This is a genomic window from Lonsdalea quercina, assembly GCF_900107885.1.
In the GTDB taxonomy this organism is placed as follows: domain Bacteria; phylum Pseudomonadota; class Gammaproteobacteria; order Enterobacterales; family Enterobacteriaceae; genus Lonsdalea; species Lonsdalea quercina.
Genome location: NZ_FNQS01000013.1, coordinates 25,676 through 47,514, shown reverse-complemented (window position 1 = coordinate 47,514; position 21,839 = coordinate 25,676). Strand labels below are relative to the sequence as shown.

The following is a 21,839-nucleotide window of genomic DNA, read 5'->3' as shown; positions in this document are numbered from 1 at the left end:
GGCGGCGGGGATTTTGTCGCCACCCACAAAACTCAATCGGATAAAGGCTGGTTTTTATGAGGTTGCCTATCTATAATCTCGCGCAACCTTTTTCCCCCTCCGACTATGATAAAGCCGACTCCACCGTTGGCCGGGATATATTATATGAGTGAAAAATACGTCGTAACCTGGGATATGTTGCAGATTCATGCCCGCAAACTGGCCGAGCGTTTACTGCCGGCGGACCAATGGAAAGGCATTATCGCCGTCAGCCGCGGCGGTCTGGTTCCTGGTTCTCTGCTGGCCCGCGAACTGGGCATCCGTCATGTGGATACCGTATGCATTTCCAGCTACGACCATGACAATCAGCGTGAGCTGAAGGTGCTGAAACGTGCCGAAGGCGATGGCGAAGGCTTCATCGTGGTGGACGATTTGGTCGATACCGGCGGTACCGCCAAAGCGATTCGCGATATGTATCCGAAAGCGCACTTCATCACCATTTTTGCGAAACCCGCAGGGAAACCGTTGGTGGACGATTATCAGGTTGATATCCCGCAGGATACCTGGATTGAGCAGCCTTGGGACATGGGCGTGGTGTTCGTGCCGCCGCTGTCCGACCGCTAATCGCTCCCTGATTTGCCGTCTATCACGCCCGGTTTTGCCGGGCGTTGTCATTTCCGACTCTTTTCCCTCTCCCGTACTGCATTTCCATGTAGTGTTGAGTACACTTTAGCGAAACGCTCTCTCTGCTGCTTGACCTTTATGGAGGCTGCTGTGGTTCAGGCCAACCTGTCCGAAAAGCTGTTCAAACCGTCCTTCAAACATCCGGAAACCTCGACCCTGATCCCGCGCGCGCATCACTCCACCAGTGCGATGCACTCCGCCCTGGAAGGCAGCGACAACAGCGCCTGGTATCGGATGATCAACCGCCTGATGTGGATTTGGCGCGGCGTAGCGCCGCTGGACATCGAGGAGGTACTGTCGCGCATTGCCGCCAGTACAGCCCAGCGCAGCGACGACGCGCTGTTGGATACGGTCATCGGTTACCGCGGCGGAAACTGGATTTACGAATGGGTCGTACAGGGAATGCGCTGGCAGCAGCAGGCGACGGAAAGCGAACACGATGAAGAGAGCAAAGGGCAGTGCTGGCTGAAGGCCGCCGCGCTGTACAGCATCGCCGCCTATCCGCACCTGAAGGGCGATGAGCTTGCCGAGCAGGCGCAGACGATGGCGAATCGCGCCTATGAAGAGGCTGCCGGCCTCCTGAGCTATGAACTAAAAACGCTGTCTATTCCCATCGACGGCGGCGGAACGCTGACCGGTTTTTTGCATATGCCCTCTCAGGGCAGCGCGCCGTTCCCCACCGTACTGGTGTGCGGCAGCCTGGACCTGCTTCAAAGCGACTATTACCGCTTGTTCCATGACTATCTGGCGCCGGCGGGGATGGCGATGCTGACGATTGATATGCCATCAGTCGGTTTTTCGTCGCGCTGGAAGTTGGACCAAGACTCCAGTTTCCTGCATCAGCAGGTATTGAAAGCCTTGCCGGACGTGCCGTGGGTGGACCATACCCGAGTAGGGGCATTTGGTTTTCGCTTCGGCGCGAATATCGCCGTCCGGCTCGCGTATCTGGAATCGCCGCGTCTGAAGGGCGTTGCCTGCCTGGGGCCGGTGGTGCATTCGCTGCTGGCTGGCGCCGTGCGTCAGCAGGACGTGCCGGATATGTATATGGATATCCTCGCCAGCCGGCTCGGTATGCCGTCTTCCACCTACGCCGCATTGAAGGCTGAGATGGGGCGTTATTCTCTAAAAACGCAGGGACTGTTGGGTCGACGTTGCCCAACGCCGATGCTCTCCGCTTACTGGAAGGACGACGTACTTAGCCCGAAAGAGGAATCCGAACTGATCGTCAACTCATCGCTCCAGGGCAAGCTACTGGAGGTCAAAGCTTCACCGGTCTATGAAAGTTTCCATCTCTGTTTACAGCAAATCAGCCATTGGTTAGGGCGTCAGCTTCAGTAGCGATGTCTTTATCTGCCGCATGATCGTCCCCTTTATCGTCCCATTACCTTGAATGGGATGGTGATAACGTATTCATTAGCTATGCTATTTGAAAAACAAAATAGCTTCGAAGGTAAGCCGCCGCGCGTATGGCTTCGCAGCGCGCGCAAAAAACATTCCTTCCTAATTGGATGATAAGCAGCTGGATAACGTTATTATGGAGAGAAGGTGGATCTTACTTGTTCTGATATTTTCGATGTTACCCCTTATGTTGTTAGCCAGGGCCGATGCGTCCAATCTTAAAACAGAGATGAATCAGGTTTCGGCTGCCGACCTACGCCGTACCGTATCCGGTATCGTCAGCTACACTCGATGGCCATCCGCCCAAATGGTTCCCACGCTTTGCGTATTCTCTTCAGCGCATTTCGCTGCCGTGCTCACCGATATGCGTAATGAACAAGATACCCCTTTATTCAATGCAATCTTGGTAGAAGATGTCGATGATTTTTCGTCCTCGCACTGCGATGCGGTATACTTCGGCAGGGAATCCATTCAAGAGCAGGTCGGAATTTCAAGCCTGGACCCGGCGCATCCACTCCTGACTATTTCGGAGCAAAACCCCGAATGTGTTGATGGCAGCGCGTTTTGTCTTATCTTCGCGGATAAAAAGGTCAGTTTCTCTGTCAATTTGGACTCGTTGTTTCGTACCGGGGTGAAAGTTAGTCCCGAAGTCTTAATGCTTGGTCGTCCGCGGAATGCTAAACATGGATAAGCCAGCCTCTACGTCCAGTACAGTCACCGGCAGAATCACTTTCAGGAATGCCCTGGCGCGTATCAGTACCTTGAGTATCGTCATCACCATGACGGTGTCATGGATGTTGATCACCACGGCGTCGCTGATTTCATTCAAACAGTATTCTGAGAAGAATCTGCAACTGCTCACCAGTACCCTGAGCCAAAGCATCGAGGCCGCTGTCGTGTTCCGCGACGGCGTGGCGGCCCGTGAAACGCTGAGCACTCTCGGCCAGCAAGGTCAGTTCAGTCAGGCTATAGTCACTGATGCGAACGGACGTAAAATCACATTCTGGCAAGCCGCGGGCAGCGAGCACGCCGACCCGATGAGCCGTATGATCGCCAAATGGCTTTTTCCCAGTTCGGTACTGCAGCCCATCTATCACCGTGGCAATCTCGTGGGCCATATCGAGATTTCGGGCAGCGACGCCCCGGTTAAAAGCTTTGTTTACTTTTCCCTGCTGGTGCTCACGCTTTGCCTGGTCTTCGCCTCGATATTGTCCGTCATCATCACCCGTCATCTGCACCACGGCTTAATTATGGCGCTGCAGAATATTGCCGAGGTGGTGCACGATATTCGTGAAAATCGTAATTTCGCCCGGCGTGTACCGTCGGCAAAGATTGTTGAACTGGATGTCTTTAGCCAGGATTTCAACAGCCTGCTCGAAGAGATCGAAAGCTGGCAGGAGCAGATTCTGAAAGAGAATGATTCCTTGCTGAAACGTTCTCTGCACGATGCATTAACGGGCCTGGCCAACCGCACGGCATTCTGCAGCGCGCTCGAAAACGTGCTGGAAGATGAAGACAGCCACAGCCATACGGCCGTGTTGTTTATGGATGGCAACCAGTTTAAATACATCAATGATACCTATGGCCATGCTGCTGGCGACAAGGTGTTGATAACCATCGCTAAACGATTGAAATACTGCGCAGGAAAAAAAGACCTTCCGGCGCGATTGGGCGGCGATGAGTTCGCTTTAATCCTGTCTGACGTCCAGGATATGGATGACGTTATGCCCATCGTGAACAAGATCCGCCGTCGCGTGAGTCAGCCGATCGAACTTCAAAATGGCGCGGAAGTTGTGATGTCGCTAAGCATTGGCGTAGCGATTGCCGATCAGTACTCCACTATAGAGGACCTCCTGGAGCAGGCTGACAAAAACATGTACCTGGAAAAGCAAAAATACCGGCGACATGCGTTAACGAGGTAAGTGGTTGTATGAAGTTCACTCTGCAGTTCGTGTTGATTGCCGCGCTGGCTCTAGGGCTGACGGCCTGCCAGTCGCACAAAGATCCGTTTACTCCTGAGCAGGTTGCCGCATTGCAATCGACTGGATTCAAGCCGAGCGAAGAGGGGTGGACTCTGGGGCTGACGGAAAAGGTGTTGTTCGGTGTCGATCAATCCACGCTGACCCCCCAAAGCCGGGCGGCGATAAAAAGAGTTGCCAATACGTTGTCCGCCGTAGGACTGAGCCATGCACGCATGGATGGTCATTCGGATAATACGGGTGAAGATCGCTATAACAAGGCGCTTTCCTTACGCCGTGCGGAAGTCGTCGCGGATGTTTATGCCGTCAGCGCCAACATTCCGCGTAGCCATATCCAGACGCGTGGCTTAGGTAAGGATTATCCCATTGCGAGCAATGCGACGGCGCAGGGTAGAGCGCAAAATCGCCGTGTCGCGATCGTGATCACCGCCCCGTAAATTCTCCCCGCTGGCGTCAGGCCTCGATAAGCACGCCTGTCGTCAAGCCTTATTTATCCCGCAATTTGGTTGAAAAATGCGGCATCTCTGCTAATAACTTAAGGGTAAAACTTGGAGAATGCCGAATGACATTATCGTGTGGACATACGCGACACCGTTTGATTAAAAACTTTACCTCTTTGGGACCCTATTTGCGGGAAGGCCAGTGCCATGATTTCTACTTCTTCTTTGACTGCCTGGCGATGTGCGTCGATGTCAAAGCGGATCCGGAAAAACGCGAGTTTTGGGGCTGGTGGTTAGATTTGGAAGCGCAGGGACAAAGTATGACTTACTCGTATCGTTATGGCCTGTTCGATGAAGCTGGCAACTGGTCTGAAATTAAGTTCAAAGACAAAGCCATCACCGAAAAAGTGCACACTACGCGTCAAAGTTTCCACAAGCGACTGGAAGTCCTGGTACAGCAGCTAGCCCCCCCCTATTCCTTAACGGAAAGACCCTAACGCCTCTTCAGGTCACGCGCCGGTGCCGGTTTTTTTTCGCGTTGTGCCTGTTGGCATAACGCGTCTCTCCTGTTACAACGTTTTCTTCATCATCCTCTTTTTTTATACAAAGCAATGGCAGAAAAATTATGAATGGCAGCCAAACAGTGGTTGTAAAGCTGGGCACCAGCGTGCTGACAGGCGGGTCTTCTCGCCTCAACCGGGCCCATATCGTAGAACTTGTACGTCAGTGCGCGCAGCTGCATGCCGCAGGGCATCGCATCGTGATTGTAACTTCAGGCGCTATCGCCGCAGGCCGTGAGCATCTCGGCTATCCCGACCTCCCCGCAAATGTCGCCACCAAGCAGCTTTTAGCCGCTGTCGGACAGAGTCGACTCATCCAACTATGGGAACAGCTGTTTTCGATTTACGGCATCCACATCGGTCAGATGTTACTGACCCGTGCGGATATGGAAGATCGAGAACGGTTTCTCAATGCGCGCGACACCATGCGCGCACTGCTGGATAATCGCGTCGTCCCGGTGATCAATGAGAACGACGCGGTCGCGACGTTGGAAATCAAGGTGGGCGACAACGACAACCTGTCGGCGCTGGTCGCCATTATGGCGGACGCCGACAAGCTGCTTCTTCTCACCGATCAGAAGGGCCTTTTCACCGCCGATCCGCGCGATAATCCCGAGGCGAAGCTGATTAGCGACGTGTCGACCATCACCGATGAGCTGCGTCACATCGCCGGCGGCAGCGTATCAGGCCTGGGCACCGGCGGTATGTCGACCAAAATCCAGGCGGCCGAAGTGGCCTGCCGCGCCGGTATCGACGTGATCATTGCCGAAGGATGCCGACTCGGCGTCATCGGCGATGTGATGAATAATGTGTCGGTCGGGACTCACTTTCATGCCGTCGACGAGCCGCTCGAAAAACGCAAACGTTGGATTTTCGGCGCGCCTCCGGCTGGTGAGATCATTGTCGATGACGGCGCTCTGTCCGCCATCCAGGAGCGCGGCAGTTCTCTCCTGCCAAAAGGCATTCGGGAGGTGACGGGGATTTTCTCGCGTGGCGAAGTCATCTGCGTACGCAGCCTTTCCGGTCGTGATTTGGCACATGCGGTCACTCGCTACAACAGTGATGCATTGCGCATGATTGCGGGTCACCACTCCCAGGAGATTGAAGATATTCTTGGATACGAATACGGTCCGGTGGCGGTTCATCGGGACGACATGATTATTAATTAAGGAGTACGCGGTGCTTGAACAAATGGGCAAAGCGGCAAAACAGGCCTCTTATCAACTAGCGGCCTTGAGCACCAGTCAGAAAAATCAGGCCCTTCTCGCGATAGCCGATCTGCTGGAAGCGGAGAGCGCCTCTATTCTGTCCGCCAACGAACAGGACGTTGCCGCCGCTCGTGAAGAAGGACTGAGCGAAGCGATGCTGGACCGTCTGCAACTGACCCCAGCGCGTTTGTCGGCGATCGCCAGCGACGTGCGTCAGGTCTGCCGCCTCAACGATCCGGTCGGCGAAGTCATCGATGGACGGATCCTGGACAACGGTCTCAAGCTGGAACGTCGACGCGTACCACTGGGCGTGGTCGGGGTTATCTACGAAGCGCGTCCCAATGTGACGGTCGACGTAGCGAGTCTGTGCCTGAAAACCGGCAATGCGGCCATTCTGCGCGGCGGGAAAGAGACTTATCGCACCAACGTGGCCACGGTCAGCGTGATCCAACGGGCGTTGACGCAGTGCGGCTTGCCGGCGGCGGCGATCCAGGCGATTGAAAAGCCGGACCGCGAACTTGTTAACCAATTGCTGAAGCTCGACCGCTACGTGGATATGCTGATCCCGCGCGGCGGCGCGGGTCTCCACAAGCTGTGCCGAGAACAGTCCACGATCCCGGTTATCACCGGCGGCATTGGCGTCTGCCATATTTACGTTGATGAGTCGATGGAGTTCGATCCCGCGTTGCGCATCATCGTGAACGCGAAAACTCAGCGTCCCAGCACGTGCAACACGCTGGAAACGCTGCTGGTGCATCAGCGTATCGCTCAGGATTTCCTGCCGCAGCTGAGCGCCGCGATGCATAAAAGCGGCGTCACGCTCCACGCCTGCCCGCGTTCTCTGCCGCTGCTAAGCGGGGGACCGGCGCAAGTCACGGCCGTTGAAGCCGCCGACTTTGACGATGAGTGGCTGTCTCTGGACCTGAATGTCGCGCTGGTGGACGATCTTGACGATGCCGTCTCCCACATCCGTGAGCACGGTACGCAGCACTCAGATTCGATTCTGACCCGTTCGCTGAGCCGTGCGGAACAGTTTATCCGTGAAGTCGACTCCTCCGCTGTCTACGTGAATGCCAGCACCCGTTTCACCGACGGCGGACAATTCGGACTGGGCGCCGAAGTCGCCGTCAGCACGCAGAAACTGCACGCCCGCGGCCCGATGGGACTGGAAGCGCTCACCACCTACAAGTGGATTGGCTACGGCGACGATCTCGTCCGCGCTTAATCGCCCGTGTTATAGCGATTTAGTTCGTTATAACAGGCTGCTATAACAGGAAAAAAGCGCTCGTTGGCCCGATTATAAAATCGGCAGACGAGCGCCAGATGCTTGACTTGCTGGCATGATTTCACTAGTTTGTCACCCCGTAACACAACGTCAGGCATTCGCCGGGCGACCTAAAAAGCCGATATAGCTCAGTTGGTAGAGCAGCGCATTCGTAATGCGAAGGTCGTAGGTTCGACTCCTATTATCGGCACCATTTCAACATCCTCAAACGACCGTTTTTAACTCCCAACAACTTTCGTATTGTGACGTGAAATAACTGTTTCACTGAGTTTACCGTTTTTTTGTTCGTCTTGATTTATGAGCGTGCTGCGTAATCTGTGAAGGGATGAGTGTAAAACGACAGCGCCCCTGATAAAGGGGAGAATGAGTTCGCGGCAGAGACTCCGGACTTTCGAAACAATGTAGCGCGACCGACAATTACGTCCTCTAGATTGACATTAATCTCCATGTTGAATTATTACTCGGAGGGTGAATATCTCTATTTCGATGACGATATTTCTGACCTATTCATGGTCTATTGCATTTCCACTTCTCATGGTGAGGAAATGTTCACGCATGTCGTACTCGTTCACTTTAAACGGCAAAAGTGAACAACAAAACTCTTGCAATGGGTATGATAAATAAAAAACAGCCATGGATAATTTAATTATGTCGCTTTTCCATATTGAAAATAAATCACTGAGCGCAGTGAACAAAACCAACTTTCAATCCGCCGGTATTACTGAACGGTATGATTTACAGCAGGCGCTAAAAAGCAACATTGCCTCTATTGCACCGGATTGCCTGATTATTTCTGAGGAGTTCTCCGATTGGGAGGATAGCCGACGCCGAATTGATTTGCTGGCGATAGATAAGAACGCAAACCTTGTCGTCATTGAGCTGAAACGGGATGAGACCGGCTCGCATATGGAACTTCAGGCCCTCCGTTATGCCGGGATGGTGTCGACCATGACGTTTGAGAAAGCATGCGGATATTACGAGTGCTATCTCCAGAAGCAAGGCACCGAGCGCAACGCGAAAACTGAGATTTTAAATTTCACCGGTTTAGATGAGTCGAATATCGATGAATTTGGTAATGATGTAAGAATAATCCTTGCCTCTGGAGATTTTAATAAAGAGATTACTTCTTCCATTCTTTGGCTAATCAGCAAAGGGATTGATATAACCTGTGTGAGAATGACATGTTATTCTTTTAATGAGAATATCTTTATCGATATAGATCAGATAATCCCTGTCCCTGAAGTGGCTGATTACCAGGTCAAGTTTCGTGAAAAGCAAATTGAACAAAAAATTATCAAATCAAAATCCAGAGACTATTCGATGTATAGTTATAATGGAGAAATCTTTAATAAAAGGAATTTAGCTTTGAAGATGATGTCTGACTGGATAGCGAATAATGATTTAAAAGATATTGATTCCGTTCGTTGCGCGCTGGATAGTCGGTTGAATAATAAAATAATTGAGTTGGTGTCGGAAATCCCTGACAATAAGATTAATCGTTATCATATGAATGACGAGGATCTCATTGAGCTTCCTTCCAGAGAAGTGGTCACAATTTCGAATCAATGGGGGGTAGGTAACATTAATATTCTTATCGAATTTTTAAGTCGATATAATCAAGTCGTTGAGAAAGTCAGTGGCTGATCGCAGTATGGTTTTAGTTGACTAATATTTTAAAAAGGGGCGAGCTGCCCCTGTGTTCATTTTTTTTATTTCGCCAGTACATTGATACTCAACTGTGACGGTTGTCTGCATGCAGCCTGAATATGACGGTTTCGTACATTGAGACGTGAATCCTCCGAATGGTTCGGCTCCTGAATAGCCCCAAGCAGCACAACGAGCCTTAGCTGCTACCATGCCCTGTTTTGGATCTATTACCGGACTTTCAAACAACCCAAAAGAATATCCCATGCGAACTGTGCCATCGGATTTACTACCACCTGTCGGAATAAGCTCTTTCTTTATTGAACATCCGGAAATAAGTAGCGTGAAGCATAATGCCATCATTAACTACGTTTTCATTTTACCTTTATTTGTTATTAGTGGTGGGGGGGTAACTCTTTATTTTATATTTCAATGTGAGTAACATAGTGATTTTTATGTGAATAGAAAATTCATTAAAATTAAACTAAGCAAGGGGAATGTATTCGATAAAAAGCAGCAATCAACAAAAGTGGAGCGAATGCACTCCCTGTTGTCGTTATTTTTTGTGAATATTAAATTCAAATATCATATTTGGCCGTTCTCTTTCCCCTTTCATATCCGGTATTCAATACGCCGCGGAGTTCGATCAGTAGAGGTGTCACTTCTTTTTCCGCGCAGGGTTTATGTTCAAGTCCGTGTTTAACCGCAAACATTTCTCCGGCGTTGAGGGGCACTGCGCCATCGTGAAAATCGATCAGCAATGTGCCTTCCGGCACGTTGAATGTCTCGTCGGTTTCTTTGTGAGTGTGCCTGACAAACTTGCCTTCGATTTTGACGACTTGAAATTAATAGCCATACATTTCAGCGATGACTGTCGAGGGCAATGGCATTGTGGATCCCGCGGATTAAGGTATAGAAGTATTAAAAATCTAATGAGTGACTCGTAATAAGCTTCAGATCGTCAGGCGGCTTTGAGCGACCAAGACGAGGGGATTCACCGGCGACTCAAATCGTCTGACTTTCGGGCGCCAGTTGACCCGCGATGGATCACTAACCCGGAGCCAATCCCAATCCCCCCAGATGACCACTGCGTTGCTGAGCGATTCCTGCTATTCAGCGTGGCGTCTCTTTCCCATGTCTCCGCTTTAATCCCCGCTTTTATGCCGCCGCATCGCCCCGTATCACAATCCATTAACTATATTTAAAGTGTGGTTATTTTTATGCCTTTCTTATGTATTTGTTTTCTAACAATTAACAGGAGGAAACATGAAAGATGAAAAGGATCGAAAGCCGACGAAGAGGGTAAAACTGGATGCATCTCAGTCGGTCAAGCCTCATCTGGCGGATACCGCACCCGACGATGCCGCGCTAAAACCGGCAAGCAGTCCGACTCCGCCAGGCGCGGAACCGATGTTTCCCGGCAGTGCTAAAACGCCTAAAAACACTAACGCTAAGTTGAAACAGCTGGACAAATACCGTACCGATCCTGAGCACGAAGCCCTGCGTACGGATCAGGGCGTTAAAATTGCAGATAACCAAAACTCACTTAAGGCAGGCGCGCGTGGTTCTACGCTGCTGGAAGATTTTATCCTCCGTGAGAAAATCATGCATTTCGACCATGAGCGTATTCCTGAACGCGTGGTCCATGCACGTGGGGCGGCCGCGCACGGCTATTTCCAGGTTTACGCGCCGCTCTCCCGCTACACCAAAGCGGAGTTTTTGCAGGACCCGAAAGTAAAAACGCCAGTGTTCGTACGTTTCTCCACCGTGCAAGGATCGCGAGGGTCAGCCGATACGGTGAGAGACATCCGCGGATGGGCCACCAAGTTTTACACGCAGGAGGGCAACTTCGATCTGGTCGGGAACAATACGCCGATCTTCTTTATTCAGGATGCGATCAAGTTCCCTGACTTCGTGCATGCGGTGAAGCCGGAGCCTCACAATGAGATTCCTCAGGGGCAGAGCGCGCACGACACCTTCTGGGATTACGTCTCCCTGCAACCGGAAACGTTGCACAATGTGACCTGGGCGATGTCGGATCGCGGTATTCCGCGCAGTTATCGCATGATGGAAGGTTTTGGGATCCACACCTTCAAGCTCATCAACGCCGAAGGAAAGTGTCACTTCGTGCGCTTCCACTGGAAGCCGGTTTACGGCGCGGCGTCGTTGATTTGGGATGAAGCTCAGTTACTGACGGGGAGAGACCCCGATTTCCATCGTAAGGAGTTGTGGGAGGCAATCGAAGCCGGCGATTATCCCGAATACGAGCTGGGACTGCAAATTATCCCCGAGGAGGATGAGCACAAGTTCGATTTCGATATCCTCGACCCGACGAAGCTGATCCCGGAATCTCTCGTGCCGGTGCAACTGGTCGGTAAGATGACGCTTAATCGCAATCCGGACAACTACTTCAGCGAAACAGAACAGGTGGCGTTCTGTCCGGGCAATATCGTCCCAGGGATCGACTTTTCCGACGATCCGCTGCTTCAAGGGCGGTTGTTCTCATATCTGGATACGCAGATTAGTCGACTGGGCGGACCGAATTTCCACGAGCTGCCCATCAACAAACCGGTTTGCCCGTTCCATAATCATCAGCGAGATGGTATGCACCGGATGGAAATCAGCGGAGCGGCGAATTACGAACCCAATTCCATCAATAATAACTGGCCTCGGGAGACCGCCCCTGCACAGGCTAACGGTGGATTTTCGACCTATCCACAGGCGCCGGACGGTGAAAAAATTCGTCAACGCAGCGAGTCTTTTGCTGACTACTATTCTCAGCCTCGCTTGTTCTGGCTAAGTCAGACCGACGCGGAAAAAAAACATATCGTAGGTGCCTATAGCTTTGAGTTAGGGAAGGTGGCGCGTCCGTGGATCCGTGAGCGCGTCGTCGATCAGTTAACATATATCGATCACGATTTGGCAGAGAAAGTGGCGGAGAATCTGGGGATGAAACTCACCGCTGAACAGCGCCAACATCCTTTGCCTGGCGCTATCAACGGTATCACGACGGATGCAACGCTCAGCCTGTATGCGGCGGATAAAAAGCAGACGTTGAAATCCCGACAGGTCGCGATCCTGGCCGCGGACGGCGTATGCGGCGCATCAGTCGAGAAAATCGAAAAAGCGCTGCATAAACTGGGGATTCATACCAAAATCTTTGCCCCCCACCTTGGCAAGATCAAAACGCTGCAAGGGCAGGAGCTGGAGGTGTCGGGCACGATTGAGGGTAACCCTTCCGTTCTGGTCGATGCGGTGATTGTACCGACTGGTAAGCAGAGCATTGAGACGCTGAAATCCGATGGCAACGCCAAGTACTATCTGCTGCAAGCGTTTAAGCATCTTAAAGCGATAGGGCTGCAAGGGGATGCGCTGAGCCTGTATCAGGCGCTGCCGCTGCCTGAACCGGATGAAGGCGTGCTGATAGACGAAGAGGCCAAAAAGGTCACGGAGAAATTTATTCACGCTATGCGGGAACACCGCGTATGGTCTCGTGAGCCTGTCGCGCAAACCATTCCAAGCTGATGTGGCGTAACTGATTAGTCTGCTGTTGCTTTCCTAAATCACGGCTGTGCCTGTCTCAACCACGAGAGAGGGCAGCCGTTCCTGTATTGACGATTCTCCAGCAGCCATAAGTTATTGATGATCGCCTTCAGCGTTAGCTCAAGCTGAAAGCTGTGAGTGAGCCGTGATATTTCGCCGAAAAAGATCGGAGTCGGCGCTGCCGAGGGTTTTAAAACATGGCGTAACACTATCCGCAGGCGTTACAGAGACCCCGTTGGGGGAACTGCCGAAGCTGCCCTATGCTGTGTATTGAGGCTCCGTGGATGAGGGCGCCGACTTTCTGGGAGAAATGCTGGTATGAAGATAAATCGTCGACATTTTCTGGCCGGTTCGGCAGCGGCGCTGCTGACAACGCCTATCCGTGGCAGTTGGGCGACCAACGAACCGCTGAGGAGTCATCTTCCGCTGTGGCGTGACATTCCGCCGGGCGGCGGTGGGCCGTCAGGGGACGAAGTGCTTTCCCCAGGCGGTGCGCTGAAAAATATCTCCCATCCCGCTCTGGAGGTGTTTACGCCAACGAATCCGAATGGCTGGGGTATTTTGGTCGCTGGCGGCGGGGGCTATAAACATATCGAAATGGGCGATGAGGCGTGGCCTGCCGCGCAGTGGTTGGCGGCGCTCGGGTACTCGGCCTATGTTCTCAGCTACCGCTTGCCGGGGGAAGGCTGGGGCGCGGGCAGTCTGGTCGCATTACAAGATGCGCAGAGGGCGCTGCGGATGATACGCCATCGTCAGCAACACGTCGGCGTTTTGGGATTTTCCGCAGGAGGGCATCTGCTGGGAATGGCGATAACACGCACCGATTTTAAATCTTATCCGGCAGTGGACAGTCTTGATGACGTTCCCGCCTATGCTGAACATGCCGCGCTCATCTATCCAGTCATCACTCTGGAAAAGCCCTATACGCACACCTCGACCCATAAAATTCTGGTGGGGCCTCACGCTGATCCTACGGCAGAGGCCGCGTGGTCGGTACAACATTTCGTGACTTCGGCCACGCCGCCGGTGTTTATGGCGCAGGCGAAAGATGACACCATTTCCGATCCACATAACACGTTGATCATGGCGGCAGCCTGTCAGCGACACCATGTTCCGGTCGAAATGCATCGTTATAGTCATGGCGGACATGCTTTCGGTATGGGGAAGGCGGGAACGCCGACGGTGAAATGGCCCGCCAGCTATCGGGAGTGGTTGGCGACAGTTCAGGAGCGCGCCACCAGCAGAAACTCTGTAAAAACGAAGGAAGCGTGAAGCGCTTAAAACGTGGCGCCGCTACTCGTAGGGACCATGTCGCATATCGACGGGCAGCAAGATAGTGTCGACGATGATAGAGAAGGGTAAATCGATAAACGTGATGTATTTCAGCCAGGTATCACGCACGTCCCACTGCACGCCGGGATAGTATTGATGACCGTGTCCCTGTCCCTTGATGTTGCGACTGATGATGCTGCCGCAGCCGGACAGAAGGCTGCTGATGATGAGCATGGCGATAACTCTTTTCACTATATCCTCGGTTTAAGCGTCGATGGGGTGCCGTATGCGGTAACGAATGTACGTCAAAAAGGGGCAATCTGGCGATCTGAATCGGATAATCTTACTGTCATCTTATACATAAATGTTCTCTGAACGTCAGTCTTTCCGTCAAAGTGGCATAACATGGCGTTTTTCTTACCGTCGACTCTGCCGACACAGGCAATTCCTTCCCGATGGACTATGATTAACATTCCTTGAATATCAATTAAATAACGCTAAGTAGCGTTTTTTAGTACCCCGGTTTACCTTCCGTTTGGCTGGTACATGATTATTTAAAGCGCGATATAAGGGTGGAATTGAATATTAAAGTACCGATTACGGATGCCGATATTCATGTATCATGACCCACCCGAATCATATCAACATAAAGTAAGCAATAGGATGATTGAGATAATTACTATGGGCGACAACCAAGACTCCGATTTGAAGCGTAAAGCCTGGACTGCTTCATTTTTTGGCTGCCTGCTGTTTTGGATTGCTGTAGGTGCCTTAGCTTATTTCTGTTTCTGAGTGGCTCATGCCGATCCATCGGCTGATGAATGCCCCATTCTGGATAGTTGTCTTGCTAGTATCACCTCAATAACTCCCTCGGAGTCGCATTAGCAGGGTTGGCGTTATGCTGATGATGCCAACAAATGACGAATCGACGAGAGACGCTACTGCTACGAGCGGCCGGGCCGGGCGTCTTTACCCTCTTAAAATCTGAACTGTCCTTTCTGTCATTTCAATAAGTAGATATCGCATAGGCCGTGTGGCCGAGTACAGCGATCTTTTCTTTTACCCCCTATCGTGCCAGACCCCAGACCCCGGTTGAAGCATCCGCGTGGCTACTTAGCTTTAATATTCAGCCCTGGCTCACATTCAATGTGCCTGCGATGACACGTGTTGAGACACTTTCCCGGCATAAAATCGCTGACCAGCCGACAACGAGGTTTCTCACGTGCGGTTCGTTGCCTCGCTAGTCTTCTTCTGTATTCACCATCCGCCCGACGTTGGAAGCGATATCCTGCATGACGTCTCGTGCCGCCTGGCTAATTCCCCCGAGTTGGAAAAATCCATGAATGACGCCCAGATAGCGTTTGCATCGTACGCTCACGCCCGTCTCCACCAGCGTGCGATACAGCTGTTCTCCCTCATCACGCAGGGGGTCATACTCCGCTGTGATAATCAGCGTTTGGGGAAGATCGTTCAGGTCGTGCCGCCACAAGGGGCTGGCTTCAGGATGATGGTACTCAGACGAAGCGAAGTAAGCTTCATAGCCGGTGAGCAGCGTATCGCGAGTGATAATGAAGTCGTCGCCATGGGTGTGGTACGTGTCACAGCGAGCGGTGGCATCCAACATGGGGTAAATCAGCACCTGCCCGCGAGGCTGCTGGCCCCCGCGATCTCGTAACCGCAATGCCGTGATGAAAGCCAAATGGCCGCCAGCGCTGTCTCCCATCAAAACCAGATTGGCGGCATCGATTTGTAACGTCGTCGCCTGCTCCTGAATAGCACAGAATGTTTGAAAAGCGTCGTCGTGGGCGGCAGGATAACGATGCTCCGGCGCAAGCCGATACTGGACGGCAATGATGCGACATCGGCTGTGATACGCCAGCTGGCGCAGTGTGTTGTCGTGAGTGGCAAAGCCGCCGCTGACGAAACAGCCGCCATGATAATAGACGATGGCGGGGGCATTGGACGGTGCCTGGAGCGGCGAGTAGATCCGCAGAGACACCCCCTGCAATGCCCGCGCCTCCACACTAACGCGTGTTTCACTATCGCCGGACAGGCTGGCCGCGGCGATGTATCCCGCCCGGCGTCCATCAATAGATTGGTGTCTTGCTGATGGGCGGCCTGCGTTGATGAAGTCCTGAACGAGTGCGGCTATGCCGGGCTCAAGCGTCATGGCGATAGCTCCATAATGCGTATTCATGGATAGGCGCAATCGGAGAGGTTGACGTCATCCTGTCAATACCTGGGTGGAAAGCATTGACGGTAGCGCACTCGCTTTGACGACGTCAAAGCCTCTGAGACGAAAGTCGCTAGCCTGTTTGCAGAAGGTGATGAAACTGGTTTCGTCATGAAGAGGAAGGGGTTAACGCGATGATGCGACAGCTGTTATGACTTTGATGGGAAGCAGCGGCCGATAGTCAGGCCGCCGGGAAGAGGAAAGTTTACTGCCCTTTCACGTCGCCGCGTTCGAGCGTGGTAACGCTGTTGCCCATGGCATCTTTTGTACTCATATCTGCCCCTTTTCGCTGCAAATCGTGGAGAAGCTCGGTACGTTTGAACAATGCGGCATACATTGCCGCCGTCTGTCCGGCGTTGTTACGTTCGTCCGGGTTGCATTCAGCAGCGAGTAGCCGTTTGGCGATGCGCAGTTCTCCTTTGAATACGGCGCCCATCAGCGCGGTATTACCTCGTTTGTCCTTCAAACAAGGATCGGCCCCGTGTTTTAGCATGAGTGCGACGGCATCATCGTGGCCGTGATAGGCCGCAAGAATCACGGGGGTATACCCTTTTTCATCCTGCACGTTCAGATTGTAACCCGAGCGGATGAACTCGGTGATGACAGGCAACTCGCCATTTCGGGCGGCATCCCACAGATAATGATTTAACTGCGATGGTACGTTCCCGGCATCTTCCGGCGGTTGAGCTTGCGCAAGACCGATTAGCATCAGCAGGCCCGTAACGAGCGATAATAGACGTTTCATGATGGTATTCCCTGAAATGAGTGGCCGCCCGCAGAGATCCCGACGGGCGGCCGGGCATCATTAGTCGCTCAGTTTAGCGGCCAGACTCTTCACCTTCGCCAAATCGCCTTTGGCGATCGTCGTCAGTCGTGAGCCATATTCCTGATCGGCTTTATAGAAGTAGGACAGCATGATGTTTCTGCTTTCAACGTCTGCCGTTCCCAAGGCTGAACCCAGGCTGTTAACCAGATCGGTGCGATCCTTTTCGCTATAAGAGCGGTACAGCTCGCCCGTTTGCTTAAAGTTCTGCTCCTTCTGGATCTTGCTTTGCTGTGTTGTCCCAGTCAGCGTAGTTTGGCTATAACGGGCGGAAACCAGCTCTTCACGCGGATGTAGTCGGCTGGGCTGATAGTTCACCCCCTCATCCTGGGTGTGCCCGTGGTTCAACGTACCATCCTGATTGCCGTTATTGACGGCTTTAAGCGGCGCATTGATCGGCAGGCTCAGCCCCGTCGTGCCTACCCGGTACAACTGGGTATCGGCATACGCGAACAGTCGGCCTTGCAGCAGTTTGTCTTCAGACGCTTCGATACCGGGAACCAGATTCGCAGGCGCCATCGCGACCTGCTCGGTTTCCTGGAAGAAGTTATCCGGGTTTTTGTTCAGAACCATCTGTCCGATTTTGCGTTCAGGGACGTCAGGCCAGATTTTGGTGGCATCCAACGGATTGAAGTCGAACTTCTGCAAATCTTCCGGCTTCAGCACCTGAACATAAAGATCCCACTTCGGATAGTCGCCGCGCTGGATCGCGGTGACCAAATCATTGGTCATGTGGCTGTAATCTTTGCCCTGTACTTCTTCAACCTGTTTGGGGTCCAGATTCTTCACGCCCTGCAACGTTTTCCAGTGGAACTTCACGTAGTGAACTTCACCTTTCGCGTTAATCAGTTTGTAGGCGTGAACGCCGTTACCATCCATATTCCGGTAAGTCGCCGGCGTACCTTCGTTGGAGTAGAGCAACGTCAGCGTACGGGTGGATTCCGGCAGGTGGGAGAAGAAGTCGAAGCGACGTGCATCGTTATCCTGGTTGGTGCGCGGGTCCGGCTTGAACGCATGCACCATATCGGGAAACTTGATGGCGTCTCGAATGAAGAAGGTGGGGAAGTTGTTGCCGACTAAATCCCAGTTACCCTGTGTGGTATAGAATTTGGTGGCGAAACCGCGCGGATCACGCAACGTTTCCGGGGAGTGGTTGCCATGCACGACGCTGGAAAAACGAACGAAGACGGGGGTGTGCGTTCCTTTTTTGAATACCTCCGCGACCGTGAGATTGGAGATGTCGTCCGTGGCGGTAAACTGACCATGCGCGCCGGTTCCCCGAGCGTGAACCACACGTTCCGGAATGCGTTCGCGGTCAAAACGCTGCAGCTTCTGTAGCAGTTGGACGTCCTGAAGAAGAACCGGGCCATTGGGACCGGCGGTTTGCGAGTTCTGGTTATCGCCCACCGGGGCGCCATTGTCGCGGGTCAAGGTATCGGCGAATGCCGACTGAAACACGATAAGTGAAGATACGGCGACCAGCGTTCTTTTCCAGCCGGCGCCACGATGCGTTGCGGGTATATTGCTCATAATTTGCCTCTTCTTCCTTGCGATGTTCAACAATAAGGAGTGTATTGCCGTCGAGTCCGTTGTGCTGATTTCCGGCAAACCGCGGTCTATAGCCGCCTGATGCTCTGTCTTTCCTTGGGCGTGTCGTTGTTTCCCTCTGTTCAGGCCTGACCGGGTTGCCACCTATAGGTCGATCATCTCGGTAAGCACCAAATAGTTACTTGCCGTGACCGAATTACTTTACCTGTTTTAACCTTATGCTTGAGGCTGTTATTTCTATTGAATTGATAGGTGGGCTATAGCGGCAGAATCGTTTTGCGAAATCGGAAAAAAAGAGGGGGAAAGAGGGCGTCGGCGGAGAGGTTTCCCGCCACAGACAATGTCATCCTGGCGGGAAATACACGACGTTATGGCTAAGATGATGGCTTATTTAAATACCATACCACCGTCGATCAGCAATGACTGACCCGTCATGTAGTCAGAGTCCGGCCCACAAAGGTAGGACACGCATGCCGCGACGTCTTCCGGCGTGGAAGGACGACCCAGTGCTATCTGCTTGGTGAACTGCTCCGTACCATAACCTTCCGGTTGACCTGCCGCGGCAGAGAACTTGCGGTCGAATTCTTGCCAGAGCGGAGTAACGACGATGCCAGGGCAAAAGGCGTTTACATTAATGCCCAGCGGCGCAAGGTCGCGAGCGGTTGTTTGCGTCAGTCCGCGAACGGCAAACTTACTGGCGCTGTAGATGGACATATCGGGGTTGCCGACCTGGCCTGCTTGTGAACAGGCGTTGACGATTTTGCCGCCGTGCCCCAGTTTTTTAAACGCTTCTACCGCGGCCTGAGTTCCCCAGATGACGCCTTTGATGTTGATATCCACAACGCGGTCGATGATCTCGGTCGTCATGTCTTCAATCGGGCCACGCGGCGCAATACCGGCGTTATTCACGATCACGTCGAAACCGCCCAGCTGCTGTTCGGTCGTTTTGACTGCGGCGAAGATTTGATCGCGGTCGGAGACATCCGCCGTGATCGCGATGGCTTTACCGCCGGCGGCGGTGATTTTCTCAGCGACCTGCTTGGCGCTTTCACCGTTATAATCAACGATAGCGACCGCGAATCCATCTTTGACAAGGCGAAGCGCGATGGCTTCACCAATTCCCTGACCCGCTCCTGTAACCAGCGCGACTTTATTTGTCATCTGTTATCCCTTCAATAAATGTTATTAATCAATTGGGAACAGGGTAGCGTCTGGCGTATTAAATAAAAACTCATAATAAATTCAGTGACTTTTACCCGGCATGCAATAACCAATAGCGCTTATCAACCCCAATAATTGTTCTCTGGCTAACCATTTTGGGCTTGGTCCGGGGAAGTTCCTGCGAGGGAATATCGAAAATGAGTGGGGTGGGAGGAGCCGAAGAGTAGCGTTCTCTCGTCTAACTTAATTGTAGGACGGGAGAACGCTGGGGGGCTGGCAGCGCCGTTGAGGCTGCCATCACGGGTTAACGCGTCGAATTAACTAAATACCATACCGCCGTCGATGAGCAGCGACTGACCGGTCATATAGTTGGAATCAGGGCTGGCCAGGTAAGAGACGCAGGCGGCCACGTCTTCCGGTTCGGACAGACGGCCCAGCGTAATGCGTTTGGCGAATTGTTCGGTGCCATAGCCTTTGGGTTTGCCCGCGGCTTCGGAGATTTGGCGGTCGATTTCATCCCACATCGGCGTTTTCACGATACCGGGGCAGAAACCGTTAACGGTAATACCCAGCGGAGCCAGGTCGCGTGCTGCGGTTTGCGTCAAACCACGAACGGCAAATTTGCTGGAGCTGTAGACAGCCAGTTCCGGGTTGCCAATATGACCCGCTTGGGAACAGGCGTTGATGATTTTACCGCCGTGTCCCAGTTCTTTGAACGCTTTGACGGCGGCTTGAATACCCCAAATCACCCCTTTCAGGTTGATGTTGTAAACCTTATCGACGATTTCCGGCGTGATTTCTTCAATCGGCGTGCTCGGCGCGATACCTGCGTTGTTGACGATCACATCAAAGCCGCCCAGCTGTTGCTTGGCTGTTTCAACGGCGGCAAAGACCTGGTCCCGGTTGGAGACGTCGGCTGTGACCGCAATCGCTTTACCACCCGCTTCATTAATACGCTGCGCTACCGCTTTAGCGCTGTCACCGTTGTAATCCACAATAGCTACGGCAAATCCGTCTTTAACCAAGCGAAGGGCGATAGATTCCCCGATGCCTTGACCCGCACCGGTTACCAATGCAACTTTCGTCATGTTCTATTCCTTAGTATGTAATAGTTAAACCGTTCTAATGAGGATAGCTGTAGACCTAAAGAATAAAAACTTATAGTGAGAATGATTATTGTTAGTTGGCTTTAAATAACTTATCGATATTAATGCGCGCATCGTTATTCGCCACTCGCTATTCACCAGTTGTTATTCACCACATAGTGCATGGCGATTGATGAGGGGCAGTTTGAAGATCATCCCCTGTAAAACCGGGTCATCATGAGTAAAGGAAGGGTGAAATCAGAAAGTTTGTAACATGCCAAATTCACCTTACATCCTCGCCATCAACCTTACCGACCTATGACAGTTCTATACATTCAGGTTGATAGATTAGAGCCATCCCTTGTTGATGTTGTGTTATTCATCCCTGTCTGAGAGTAGTTATTTACCCGCTTCCGAGCGGGTTTTTTTTGTCTGTTGATTATGATGAGGCTGCTGACGGCGCTGGTTTCTGCTCTGCCAGTTTTTTGAAGCGTTGAAGGGTATTGTTCAGCATTTCTTTAGAAAGCAACGCGAACATCTGGCCGATTTGTCGCCCCAGAAATCCGCCGGGCGCATCGAAATAGATCGTCAGCGTGACTTCGGTGCCTTTTCCCTGAGGGGCTGGCTGAAAGACCAATTTGCCCTCATTGGGAACACGGGCGCCTGCGAGGGAACACCAGTGGATGAAACTGCCAGGCTGTTCCTCAACGATACGAGCTGTCCATTCGATGCTTGGACCGAGCGGCGCTTTGACCCGCCAGAGAGAATCCGTGGCGTTGAGAATGTCTATTCGAGCAAAGTGATTCATCAGAACCGGCAGCGTCTCTGGCTTACGCCACAAGTCGAATAACATGTCAGCAGGTCGGTCTATGACGATCGATTTGCCAAAACGGGTGGCGTTAGGACCTTTCACGCCCATATTGTTCAAGAACGTTGATGACACGTTCGTCCCTCCTTTATTTGGCGCCATAGGTCGCTATCGAGAATGGTATTCCCA

The 21,839-nt window shown here is 52.4% G+C and carries 21 protein-coding genes and 1 tRNA gene; 13 read left to right on the top strand and 9 right to left on the bottom strand.

The window, feature by feature from the left end:
• Positions 1–144 precede the first annotated feature (144 nt).
• The 10 genes from gpt to BLU64_RS15220 all read left to right on the top strand — a co-directional run bounded on the left by gpt (position 145) and on the right by BLU64_RS15220 (position 9,177).
• On the top strand, positions 145–603 hold the full coding sequence (gene gpt, locus BLU64_RS15265; protein WP_026739764.1) for a xanthine phosphoribosyltransferase: 459 nt from the start codon (positions 145–147) through the stop codon (positions 601–603).
• A gap of 150 nt (positions 604–753) precedes the next feature.
• Positions 754–2,001: an esterase FrsA gene (gene frsA / locus BLU64_RS15260; protein WP_074729296.1), complete on the top strand. Its 1,248-nt coding sequence runs from the start codon at positions 754–756 to the stop codon at positions 1,999–2,001.
• Between the two features lie 235 nt (positions 2,002–2,236).
• Positions 2,237–2,752, top strand: a complete 516-nt coding sequence (gene yfiR / locus BLU64_RS15255; protein WP_175527821.1) for a regulatory sequestration protein YfiR — start codon at positions 2,237–2,239, stop codon at positions 2,750–2,752.
• The gene (gene dgcN, locus BLU64_RS15250; protein WP_074729294.1) at positions 2,745–3,983 is read left to right on the top strand and encodes a diguanylate cyclase DgcN/YfiN; all 1,239 of its coding nucleotides are present in this window, start codon (positions 2,745–2,747) and stop codon (positions 3,981–3,983) included. The genes yfiR and dgcN overlap by 8 nt, the downstream gene beginning before the upstream one ends.
• An 8-nt stretch (positions 3,984–3,991) precedes the next feature.
• Positions 3,992–4,477, top strand: coding sequence for an outer membrane lipoprotein YfiB (gene yfiB / locus BLU64_RS15245; protein ID WP_036153172.1), 486 nt, complete (start codon positions 3,992–3,994; stop codon positions 4,475–4,477).
• Positions 4,478–4,602: 125 nt separating this feature from the next.
• Positions 4,603–4,977, top strand: coding sequence for a sigma factor-binding protein Crl (crl, locus tag BLU64_RS15240; RefSeq protein WP_026743239.1), 375 nt, complete (start codon positions 4,603–4,605; stop codon positions 4,975–4,977).
• Between the two features lie 128 nt (positions 4,978–5,105).
• Positions 5,106–6,209, top strand: coding sequence for a glutamate 5-kinase (gene proB / locus BLU64_RS15235; RefSeq protein ID WP_074729292.1), 1,104 nt, complete (start codon positions 5,106–5,108; stop codon positions 6,207–6,209).
• Positions 6,210–6,219: 10 nt separating this feature from the next.
• Positions 6,220–7,473 (top strand): glutamate-5-semialdehyde dehydrogenase, encoded by a 1,254-nt coding sequence (proA, locus tag BLU64_RS15230; RefSeq protein WP_074729290.1) that lies wholly within the window; start codon positions 6,220–6,222, stop codon positions 7,471–7,473.
• A 177-nt stretch (positions 7,474–7,650) separates the two neighbouring features.
• Positions 7,651–7,726, top strand: a tRNA-Thr gene (locus BLU64_RS15225).
• A 455-nt stretch (positions 7,727–8,181) separates the two neighbouring features.
• A complete protein-coding gene (locus BLU64_RS15220; RefSeq protein WP_026743236.1) occupies positions 8,182–9,177 on the top strand; it encodes a PDDEXK family nuclease in 996 nt (331 codons plus the stop codon).
• Between the two features lie 21 nt (positions 9,178–9,198).
• On the opposite strand, the gene yecR is transcribed toward BLU64_RS15220, so the two are convergent.
• Positions 9,199–9,540 carry a YecR family lipoprotein gene (yecR, locus tag BLU64_RS15215; protein WP_071999788.1) on the bottom strand — a complete coding sequence of 114 codons (342 nt, stop codon included), beginning with the start codon at positions 9,538–9,540 and terminating at the stop codon, positions 9,199–9,201.
• Positions 9,541–9,755: 215 nt separating this feature from the next.
• Positions 9,756–10,007, bottom strand: coding sequence for a cupin domain-containing protein (locus BLU64_RS17670; RefSeq protein ID WP_268748628.1), 252 nt, complete (start codon positions 10,005–10,007; stop codon positions 9,756–9,758).
• Between the two features lie 436 nt (positions 10,008–10,443).
• Between BLU64_RS17670 and katE the strand changes: the two genes are divergently transcribed.
• Positions 10,444–12,702: a catalase HPII gene (gene katE, locus BLU64_RS15205; protein WP_074729289.1), complete on the top strand. Its 2,259-nt coding sequence runs from the start codon at positions 10,444–10,446 to the stop codon at positions 12,700–12,702.
• A 342-nt stretch (positions 12,703–13,044) separates the two neighbouring features.
• Complete coding sequence (locus tag BLU64_RS15200; protein ID WP_051625552.1) at positions 13,045–13,992, top strand: alpha/beta hydrolase; 948 nt, start codon at positions 13,045–13,047, stop codon at positions 13,990–13,992.
• Between the two features lie 21 nt (positions 13,993–14,013).
• On the opposite strand, the gene BLU64_RS15195 is transcribed toward BLU64_RS15200, so the two are convergent.
• Positions 14,014–14,226, bottom strand: coding sequence for a YceK/YidQ family lipoprotein (locus BLU64_RS15195; protein WP_036150742.1), 213 nt, complete (start codon positions 14,224–14,226; stop codon positions 14,014–14,016).
• Positions 14,227–14,595: 369 nt separating this feature from the next.
• On the opposite strand from BLU64_RS15195, the gene BLU64_RS17920 reads away from it, so the two are divergent.
• Positions 14,596–14,784, top strand: a complete 189-nt coding sequence (locus BLU64_RS17920; RefSeq protein ID WP_081825718.1) for a YmiA family putative membrane protein — start codon at positions 14,596–14,598, stop codon at positions 14,782–14,784.
• Positions 14,785–15,232: 448 nt separating this feature from the next.
• Here BLU64_RS17920 and BLU64_RS15185 read toward each other — a convergent pair whose 3' ends face one another.
• From BLU64_RS15185 to BLU64_RS15160, 6 genes are all read right to left on the bottom strand, one after another.
• On the bottom strand, positions 15,233–16,162 hold the full coding sequence (locus tag BLU64_RS15185) for an alpha/beta hydrolase (protein WP_074729287.1): 930 nt from the start codon (positions 16,160–16,162) through the stop codon (positions 15,233–15,235).
• 268 nt (positions 16,163–16,430) lie between these two features.
• A complete protein-coding gene (locus BLU64_RS15180) occupies positions 16,431–16,970 on the bottom strand; it encodes an ankyrin repeat domain-containing protein (protein WP_074729285.1) in 540 nt (179 codons plus the stop codon).
• Between the two features lie 60 nt (positions 16,971–17,030).
• Positions 17,031–18,578, bottom strand: a complete 1,548-nt coding sequence (locus BLU64_RS15175) for a catalase (RefSeq protein WP_051625547.1) — start codon at positions 18,576–18,578, stop codon at positions 17,031–17,033.
• A 405-nt stretch (positions 18,579–18,983) separates the two neighbouring features.
• Positions 18,984–19,757 (bottom strand): (S)-acetoin forming diacetyl reductase, encoded by a 774-nt coding sequence (locus tag BLU64_RS15170; protein WP_026743230.1) that lies wholly within the window; start codon positions 19,755–19,757, stop codon positions 18,984–18,986.
• Positions 19,758–20,074: 317 nt separating this feature from the next.
• A complete protein-coding gene (locus BLU64_RS15165) occupies positions 20,075–20,845 on the bottom strand; it encodes a (S)-acetoin forming diacetyl reductase (protein WP_026739747.1) in 771 nt (256 codons plus the stop codon).
• Positions 20,846–21,281: 436 nt separating this feature from the next.
• A complete protein-coding gene (locus BLU64_RS15160; protein ID WP_394296482.1) occupies positions 21,282–21,785 on the bottom strand; it encodes an SRPBCC family protein in 504 nt (167 codons plus the stop codon).
• Positions 21,786–21,839 lie beyond the last annotated feature (54 nt).